Annotated in this window: 8 protein-coding genes; all 8 read left to right on the forward strand. The window is 61.0% G+C overall.

From position 1 onward, the window contains the following. The first annotated feature begins 45 nt into the window (after positions 1-45). A complete protein-coding gene (gene cpaB, locus GVL04_RS11180) occupies positions 46-774 on the forward strand; it encodes a Flp pilus assembly protein CpaB (protein WP_159704017.1) in 729 nt (242 codons plus the stop codon). Beyond that, positions 771-1952 carry an AAA family ATPase gene (locus GVL04_RS11185; protein ID WP_159704020.1) on the forward strand — a complete coding sequence of 394 codons (1182 nt, stop codon included), beginning with the start codon at positions 771-773 and terminating at the stop codon, positions 1950-1952. Before cpaB ends, GVL04_RS11185 begins: the two co-directional genes overlap by 4 nt. Beyond that, positions 1949-3379: a CpaF family protein gene (locus GVL04_RS11190; protein ID WP_159704024.1), complete on the forward strand. Its 1431-nt coding sequence runs from the start codon at positions 1949-1951 to the stop codon at positions 3377-3379. Before GVL04_RS11185 ends, GVL04_RS11190 begins: the two co-directional genes overlap by 4 nt. Positions 3380-3528: 149 nt before the next feature. Further along, a complete protein-coding gene (locus GVL04_RS11195; RefSeq protein WP_159704027.1) occupies positions 3529-4332 on the forward strand; it encodes a type II secretion system F family protein in 804 nt (267 codons plus the stop codon). Between the two features lie 10 nt (positions 4333-4342). After that, a complete protein-coding gene (locus tag GVL04_RS11200; protein ID WP_159704030.1) occupies positions 4343-5224 on the forward strand; it encodes a type II secretion system F family protein in 882 nt (293 codons plus the stop codon). 79 nt (positions 5225-5303) lie between these two features. Then, complete coding sequence (locus tag GVL04_RS11205; RefSeq protein ID WP_159704033.1) at positions 5304-5699, forward strand: TadE family protein; 396 nt, start codon at positions 5304-5306, stop codon at positions 5697-5699. Then, a complete protein-coding gene (locus GVL04_RS11210; protein ID WP_159704036.1) occupies positions 5687-7105 on the forward strand; it encodes a pilus assembly protein TadG-related protein in 1419 nt (472 codons plus the stop codon). The genes GVL04_RS11205 and GVL04_RS11210 overlap by 13 nt, the downstream gene beginning before the upstream one ends. A 297-nt stretch (positions 7106-7402) precedes the next feature. Continuing rightward, positions 7403-8551, forward strand: coding sequence for a serine protease (locus GVL04_RS11215; RefSeq protein WP_235036248.1), 1149 nt, complete (start codon positions 7403-7405; stop codon positions 8549-8551). The last annotated feature ends 232 nt before the right edge of the window (positions 8552-8783 follow it).

Here is an 8783-nt window from a genome sequence, read left to right on the forward strand (position 1 = left end):
CAGGCGCGTTCGCGCACTAGAGGTGTTCAAGGTGAGGAAACAAACATGAAATCGCGATTAATCGGGGGTATTGCTGCGCTTGTTCTGGCTGTCATTGGAACAGTGATGTTGGTGAATTACGTATCCAGCGCGGACCGCAGGGCGCAGGCATCCCTGGAATCCGTGGACGTGGTCGTCGTCGAAAAGCCGGTTCCTGCCGGCACAACTGTCCAGGAGCTCAGCTCCTACATCCGGCTCCGGCCGATGCCGGCTGCCGCCAAGGCTGACGGCGCCCTGACTTCGCTTGATTCAGGTACTGGAAAAGTAACCTCGGTCGCGCTCGAACCAGGCGAACAAGTCTTGGCCAGCCGCTTGGTTGACCCGTCTGAACGCGTGGCTCCCGGCGCGGCCCCCGTTCCCGAGGGCATGCAGGAAGTGACCATACTTCTTCCTCCGGAGAGCGTGGTGGGCGGCACGGTCCGGGCCGGTGACTTGGTGGGGCTCTTTGTGACCCAGACCGATCCCACGAATCAACAAATCGCCAGCACACAATTGGTCTTCGATAAAGTCTTGGTGACAGCCGTCCAGCAGGCACCAGCGGCTGCAGAATCAACCTCAGAAGGCACGTCGGCAGTGCCCAGCGGATCGTCATTCGTGACGCTGGCCCGGAACTCCACCGACGCCGCCAAAGTGATCCTGAGTGCCAGGACCGGCAACATCTGGCTCACCAAGCAAACCGCCACCACACCGGACGGCACCAAGACCGCCGTCAGCACCACCGGGATCTTCCAATGAGCCGCTTCATGGCACTCACGGGATCGGCGGACTTCGAGCAGCGGATGTCCCTGTCGCTGGATTCGGCGCATGACCTTCAGGTCCTGGGTGCCGCCACCGCCGTCGGTACACCCTCCGACGTTTTGAGTCGGAACATCGGAGGGCCCATCGACGTCATGGTGATCGGCCCCGACGTCGTCACTGAGCATTGGTTCAGGCTCGCGAATGCTCTGGACGTTGAGCACCCGGAGATTGTGGTGGTCCTGGCCGCACCGTCCACCAGCGAACTAACGTTGGCGGCGCTGCGTTCGGGCATTCGCGACGTCATCGATCCTGGGATCGACGCCTCTCAATTCAGCCTGGCGATGGAGCGGGCTTCCATCACAGCCAAGGGCCGCCGCCACTCCGCAGTGGACGAATCCCAGCAGGCGCATCAGCGCGGCCGTGTCATCTCCGTCATGTCCCCGAAAGGTGGCGTTGGAAAGACCACGGTATCCACTAACCTTGCCGTGGGATTGGCGGGCGGCGCAGTCATCGTCGATCTGGATCTCCAATTTGGTGACGTCGCTTCCGGCCTCGGCCTGGAGCCGAACTACACCATCATCGATGCTGTCTCCGGCGCCGCTTCCTCGGACAGCATGGTGCTGAAGGCGTATCTGACTCCCCATCCGAGCGGCGCCTACGCCATGTGCGCCCCGCTTCGCCCCGCGGAGGCAGACCTGGTCAAGCCCGCCCAAGTGGCAACGCTGATCAACCAGTTGTCGCTCGAATTCCCCTACGTCATTCTCGACACTTCGCCTGGTTTGGGCGATGTTGTGCTGGCGGTTCTCGAATTGGCCACGGACGGAGTCTGGGTATGCGGAATGGACATCCCAAGTATCCGCGGCCTTAATCACGGCTTGGAAGTCCTCAGGCAGCTCGATCTGATGCCGCCCTCAAATACCGTCGTCCTGAATTTCGCGGACAAGCGGAGCGGCCTGACTGTCAAGGACGTCGAGGCTACGGTCGGATTGCCGGTTGGAATGGTGCTGCCGCAGTCCCGGTCAGTTCCGTTCTCCACGAACGCAGGTGTCCCCTTGCTCCAGTCGGGCCGCCGGGATCCTGTGGCAAAGGGCCTGAAGGCACTGGTGGACAAGCTGATTGCCAGCTCCGTCCCCGTTGCCGCAAAGAACTCCCGTAGAAGGGTGGCAGTGTCATGAGCCTCATCAACAGACTTGAAGCCGCCCGGATTTCGCCGGACGGAAGTACATCCTCAACTGGACTCAGTTTGGGCGCGGGACGGTCAGAGGACGGCGGCCTTGGGTCCGATCATCTGGCCGCCGTGACCGGGAAGGTTTCCACCGATGCTTTGGCCGGCATCAAGAAGCGCGCCGCCGAAGACATCACCGGCCGCTTGGGAAGCAGGATTACTGACTCTTCCTTGGACGAGGGGGATGTACGCAGAATGGTCCGGGAGGCACTCAGCGAGTTTATTGACGATGAGCAAGTCCCGCTGACCCCGGAGGAACGGCGTCGCCTCATCCGCGAAATCGTGGATGAAGTCCTGGGCCTTGGTCCACTCCAGAAGCTGCTGGACGATCCGTTGGTCACCGAAATCATGGTCAACGGCGCCCGCAGCATCTATGTGGAACGAGCAGGGCGCCTTCACCAGACGGGCACCACCTTCAGTTCGGACTCGCACCTTCGCCGGGTGATTGAGCGCATTGTGTCCAGAATCGGCCGCCGCATCGACGAATCCTCGCCGCTGGTGGACGCGCGCTTGCAAGATGGATCCCGCGTCAATGCGGTCATACCGCCCCTCGCGGTGGACGGCCCATCCCTCACTATCAGGAAGTTCTCCGCTGTCCCGTTGACCGTTGAGGATTTGGTCAGATTCGATTCGATCTCACCGGCGATGGCCCAGGTTCTCGATGCCTGCGTCAAAGCACGGTTGAACATCATCGTTTCGGGCGGTACCGGCACTGGCAAGACCACTCTCCTCAATGTCTTGTCCTCTTTCATTCCCGAAGAGGAACGCATTGTCACCATCGAAGATGCAGTGGAACTACAACTCCAGCAAAGCCACGTTGTCCGGTTGGAAAGCCGTCCGGCCAACACGGAAGGCCGAGGCGCTGTGTCCATCCGCGATCTGGTCCGCAACTCCCTCCGCATGCGACCCGACAGGATCGTTGTCGGCGAAGTACGCGGCGGCGAGGCCTTGGACATGCTGCAAGCGATGAACACCGGGCACGACGGTTCCATCTCCACCGTCCACTCCAATTCCCCGCGGGATGCCGTCGCCCGCATGGAGACCTTGGTCATGATGGCAGGAATGGAACTCCCGCTCCGGGCCATCCGCGAGCAGATTGCAAGCGCCGTTCACGTCATCGTGCAACTCAGCCGGCTTAAGGACGGCACGCGCCGTGTTACGCACATCACCGAAGTCCTGGGGATGGAGGGCGACGTTGTCACACTTCAGGACACCTTCTCTTTCGATTACGCCGCTGGTGTCGATTCTGAGGGGAGATTCGTCGGCCGTACCATCCCCACCGGCATTCGACCGCGATTCGTGGAAAAGCTCGCGGATATGGGCATCTACCTTCCCGCGGAGCTCTTCGGGCCCACTGCTCCGCGGCTTGGACGGTGAGCCACATGTTTCAGGACTACATGCTCATCATTGGTTCGGCCGCTATCGTAACCGCTGTCCTGCTGACCCTGTTTGTTGCCTTGAGACCTCGATACAGGGATATCGCGGCCAGCAGGCGGCGGCCGGGGGCGCCTGATGAAGGATCGTCAGTGATCTCCAAACTGGGTGATGCGACGGTCTCCGTTGTGGAACGAGGGGTAACCCGCGGACGTGGCGGCGTCTTCGGTGTGGACGCACTTAACGACGCGGGCGTCACCAGCAAGCCCTCCGAATTTGCTGTCCTCATCCTGATCGGCAGCATCGTTCTGGGCCTGGTCGGATTCCTGCTTCAGGGCCTGCCTCTTGGCATCGTCTTCGCCTTATTGTCGCCCTTGGCCGCTTACTTGGTGGTCAAAGTCCGTACGGGCCGCCGTCGGGCTGCCTTTGGCGGCCAACTGAGCGACATGCTCATGGCGCTTTCCGGCAGTCTTCGCGCCGGGCACGGCATCACGCAGTCCTTGCAAAGCGCCAGCTTGGAAATGCCGGCACCCATGTCGGAGGAGCTCGCCCGGATCGTCAATGAGAACCGGGTAGGCCGGCCCGTGTCTGAGTCGATGGCGGATGTGGGGCGGCGGATGCAGTGCGAGGATTTCGAATGGCTCAGCCAGGCCATCGAAATTAACCGCGAAGTGGGCGGCGACTTGGCCGGTGTGCTGGACCACGTAGGCGAAACTGTCCGTGAGCGGTCCCAGATCAAAGGTCAGGTTCGCGCCCTCGCTGCCGAAGGCAAGTTTTCCGCTTACATCCTCATTACACTCCCCTTCTTTGTTGCCGGATTTCTCAACTTTGCCAACCCGGGCTACATGGCTGTCCTTACGCAGTCCCTGCTCGGCTGGGGGTTCATCGCCGTCGGCGCCATCATGATGACCATCGGCTCCTTCTGGATCAGCCGCATGGTCAAGATCGAGTTCTAGGAGGTTTGCCATGACATCTCTTGTGTGGCTCATGATCGCCGCAGTCATCCTTCCTGTGTCCTACTTCGCGTGGACGCTGATAGCAATTGACCGCACCTCCGGCCGATTGATCCGAACGCGGCTCAACGCCGTAGCGGAGCGCAGGCCAGCGGAAGCTCCCTCGGGGCCAACGTTGTTGGTACGCCTCGGCCACCGGCTGACACCGATTGCTTACGTGAGGCGTTTGGACCAAATTCTCGCCAATGCAGGCAGGCCCGCCTCCATGCCCCTTGAACGGTTGCTGTCCATCAAGCCTGTGGCAGCCGTGGCCGGCGGACTGGCAGCCCTGCTCCTTGGTGGCACCCGATCCCCGATTGGAATCCTGCTGGCGCTGGCCCTCGCCGTCGCTTGCTACTTCCTGCCGGACCTGCTCGTTTACAACAACGGCACCAAACGCCAGGCGCGGATCCAGAAGGACCTCCCAAACGTGCTGGACCAACTGCTGGTTTCCGTCGAGGCAGGTCTCGGATTCGAAGCGGCCCTCGCCAGGGTGGGGGCCAGTGGAAACGGCCCGCTTGCTGACGAACTGGTCCGCACGCTCCAGGACATTCAAGCGGGCCGTTCCCGGCGGGAGGCCTACAAGGCCTTGGCTGACCGCTGCACGGTACCTGACGTCAGGAGCTTTGTCGGAGCCATCGTCCAAGCCGACATCCAAGGACTCTCCATCGCCAGGATACTGAAGCCCCAGGCTGAGCAGATGCGGGTCAAGCGGCGCCTCCGCGCCGAGGAGAAGGCAATGAAGCTCCCCGTAGCGGTCGTGTTTCCTTTGATCCTCTTTATTTTTCCGCCGCTGTTCATCATCATTCTTGGCCCTGCGGTCATCAACGCCATCAGCACGTTCGCCAAGCTCTGAAACGGACCAGGAGAAGACGATGTTCAGTTCATGCAGACGCAAGCCGAACAGGCCCGAGGATCGCCAGCGAGGTGCCTCTGTGGTGGAATTCGCCATCATTCTTCCGCTGCTCTTGACAATGCTTCTGGGAGTGATCGACTTTGGCCTGTTCTTCAGCCAGAACATCGGCATTCAGGCCGCGGCGCGGGAGGGCGCCCGCCAAGGAATAACCCAGGGTGACGTCATCGCTTCCATCACCAGCGCAAAGGGAAATCTCGACTCCACCAAACTGCAATCCAAGTTCGTCGTCGATACCACGGGCGGGGCACCCGGAAAGCTGGTTGTCTGTGTGCGCTATCCCCAGAGTTCCGCCAGCGGCTTCTTCGCCTGGATGCTGAACGGCTATTCCGAAACCAAGTACGTCATGAAGATGGAAGGCACAGCCACAGTGACTTCGGGAGCCAAGAACTGGACTGGTGGAACATGCGCGATGTAAAAGAACGCACACGGAAGTCCGACGAGCAAGGCGCCTCCATTGTCATCTTTGCCCTGCTGGTCCCCCTCCTGTTCGCTGCCTTGGCTCTGGCCCTCGACTTCGGGAAGCTGGCGTACGAGCGCCAGGACCTCAGCAATGCCTTGGACTCGGCAGCCCTTGCCGGCGCTGGCTCCTTGCCGAACGATCCCGCGGCGGCTCAGGCCGCCGCAGTTGCCTATGCCAAGTCCAACGACCCCCAAGCAAATCCCACCATCACCTTCCGGTGCCTCGTGGCATCATCTGGAACAGCAAAGACGGTGGTCAGCGGCCAAGTACCCAATGTCTGCGATCCAGGCACCACCGCTGGAGCCAAATGCGACGAGAAGGTCTGCTCCATTCCCTGCACACCGGGCGGCGGGCACACGTGCAACACGATCATTGTGACAGCGGCCAAGGACGTGCCCTTTGCCTTTGCTCCCGTCATCGGCGTCAACACCGGTAACACGGGTTCCCTCGCGTCCACCGCATGCAAGGGGTCGTGCGGAGCCCAAATACCGAACCCCATGGACATCGTGATGGTCGCTGACCGGACCGGAAGCATGAGCGATGCGGATCGGAACGCGATGGTTGCAGGCATCAAGAGCACGCTGCAGACAATGACGAAGGAACAGCAGTACGTTGCCTTGGGCGCCATCGGACGCAGCAAGACGAGCCCGGGAACCTGCGTTACCTCTCCATCGACCTCGCGGACCGACGGTCCTTGGCTGCCTGTTCCGTTCTCCAACAACTACACAAATACGCCGGCTGCACCCGGCGGAGTTCCGCCATTGAACAGCAGCAGCACTCTTGTCAGCGGCCTCAATTGTTTGTCGTCGTCCAGCACGGGAACCTATCTTGCAGCGCCGCTCAAGTCGGCTGCACGGTACGTATTGGGCAAGTCCTCAAACAACCTGAGCTCTCTGCCCGCACGCTCCACACCGGCCAAGAAGGCCATCATCCTGGAAACCGACGGCGAACCCAACGAGGAGAACGTGACCGGCGGCTCCACCGACCTGAACACCGCCTCTGAGCTCGGAAGCACCAACGGAACCACGGCCTGCAACAACCTCAAAGCCGTTGCCACCAACGCCAAGAACGAAGGTCTCCTCATCATCACAGTGGCATTTGGTGATGCGAACTCGGCCCGGTGCAACGGCAGCAGCAGCGATTTGGTCCGCACAGTCCTGGCTTCCGCGGCCTCGCCCAAAGCCCCCGGGGTTCCCAGCACAGCCTCCAACGACTGCTCAACCGCAGCACTGCGGGCCACGGAAAACGCAGATGGGGACTTCTTCTTCTGCGCGGCAACAGGGGCTGAGATGGGACCCATCTTCGCTTCAGCTGTCAACGCAATCAGCACCAGCTCCCGCTTGATCAGGCTCCCCGAATAGGGACGGCTGACTGACGACGCGGCATCAGACCGGTCGTTCGTGGATCCCAGACCACGGCGGCCGATAGGGCCCTCTCCCGGTACCCAGAGCCGGGAGGGGGTCTGCCCAACAAATCACGGCGTGCGGAGCCAGTAGCATCACCGGCGGAAGCGAGTATCCCCGGCGGGGGTCAAGTAGCACCGCTCCCCTAAGTCGAGTACGCCCTACTCGTGCTGAGCTCCGGGGCTCTCCCCTACACTCCACATACAGCCTGGGATCCGCCCAACGTCTGCCCACGTTAAAGCCGAGGAAATGATCATGAAAAGGTCAAAGACGGTCAAGAAACCGGGGATGAAAGTCACAGCACCGGCTGTCTTGACGGCATTGCTGTCTGCACCACTCCTGGCCGCGTCACCAGCCGCAGCCGACATCGATTCCGACGCCATCGATAAGTCCATTGTGTGGGTTGACACGGCTTGGAGCGCTTCCGTGCAGGTTCCCTTCAAGGACGGAACGACCGAGACATACAGGACCACTGTGTACGCGTACTGCACCGGGTGGTTTGTCAGCGATACCGGCCACGTAGCCACGGCCGGCCACTGCGTCGAAGCTGACGAAGCGCTCCGCGTCAATATTTACGCCAACGTCATCGAAGAGCAGGGCTTCACCGGGGCCAAGGCAGAGGATGTCGGCTGGCCGATGACCTTGGGGGATCCGTCCATCAAGATCGATCAACCATCGGGCATCGATGGCGGAGTTCTTAGCGGCAAGACTGCAATTACAGCGCAATTGCTCGCCAAACAAGGCTTTGAGAAGGGCGATAACGCTCTCCTCCGCATCGCAGACATGAAGGGCACACCTGCGTTGCAGATAGGCTCCGAAGCGCCTAAAGTCCGTGAGAAGGTCACCTCGATTGGATTTCCAGATCTTGTAGGGTCAACCTCGGATGTGGAGCGGCAGAAGCCTTCTTACCGTTCCGGTGCCGTCAGTTCCCGCAGTTACTCAACGCAGGGTGTTCCCCGCACGGAGATCGACACCGACATCACGCCCGGGATGTCGGGAGGGCCATCGGTAAATGAGGCCGGGCAGGTTATTGGCATCAATTCCGCATATGTATACCAAGGGTCTGGCCAAGCAAATTACATAACTGACACGCAGACGCTCAGGGACTTCCTGACTTCCAACGGCGTGAAACTGGCCGAGCCTGCGACACAGTCCGCAACACCTGCCGCGGCCGCTGCCGATGTTCCTACCGGAGTCTCGCAAACTTTGCCGGACATCCCGATGTGGATGGTTGCGACAATAGCTGTCCTGGTGCTGGCAGTCGTTGCCATGGCAATCCTGTTGATCCGGAACATGCGGAAGCAACAGAAGCCGGCCGCTTACGTCCAGCTTCCCTCGGCTGCTCCAATGCCGTGGCAACAGAATCCTGGCCCCCGGGGAGACGATCCATACAGAGGACCCTGAAAGAGGATTGAGTCTTGAGTTTTTCCTGAGGAAGTATTGCGGGTTTGCAGGATGGGTTCTTGATCCAGCCCCGGCACAGTAGTTCTTGTCAGCCAGAGAGGCTGAAAGAAACGGCCGGCCGGTCTCACGGTGGCCTCCCGAAAGGACACCGATTCCCATGGCCATCACCCTCAAGACCACCTCCGGCAAGATCCTCGCCTCCGTCGCACTGCTCGGCACCGCAGCCGCCGTC

Origin of the sequence: Arthrobacter sp. 18067, assembly GCF_902706295.1 — a bacterium.
Lineage (GTDB): Bacteria > Actinomycetota > Actinomycetes > Actinomycetales > Micrococcaceae > Arthrobacter.

What these genes read in the sequence shown, in the direction of transcription:
- cpaB (WP_159704017.1), top strand. Translation starts at nt 46, where the DNA reads ATGAAATCGCGATTAATCGGGGGTATTGCTGCGCTTGTTCTGGCTGTC.
- GVL04_RS11185 (WP_159704020.1), top strand. Translation starts at nt 771, where the DNA reads ATGAGCCGCTTCATGGCACTCACGGGATCGGCGGACTTCGAGCAGCGG.
- GVL04_RS11190 (WP_159704024.1), top strand. Translation starts at nt 1,949, where the DNA reads ATGAGCCTCATCAACAGACTTGAAGCCGCCCGGATTTCGCCGGACGGA.
- GVL04_RS11200 (WP_159704030.1), top strand. Translation starts at nt 4,343, where the DNA reads ATGACATCTCTTGTGTGGCTCATGATCGCCGCAGTCATCCTTCCTGTG.
- GVL04_RS11210 (WP_159704036.1), top strand. Translation starts at nt 5,687, where the DNA reads ATGCGCGATGTAAAAGAACGCACACGGAAGTCCGACGAGCAAGGCGCC.
- GVL04_RS11215 (WP_235036248.1), top strand. Translation starts at nt 7,403, where the DNA reads ATGAAAAGGTCAAAGACGGTCAAGAAACCGGGGATGAAAGTCACAGCA.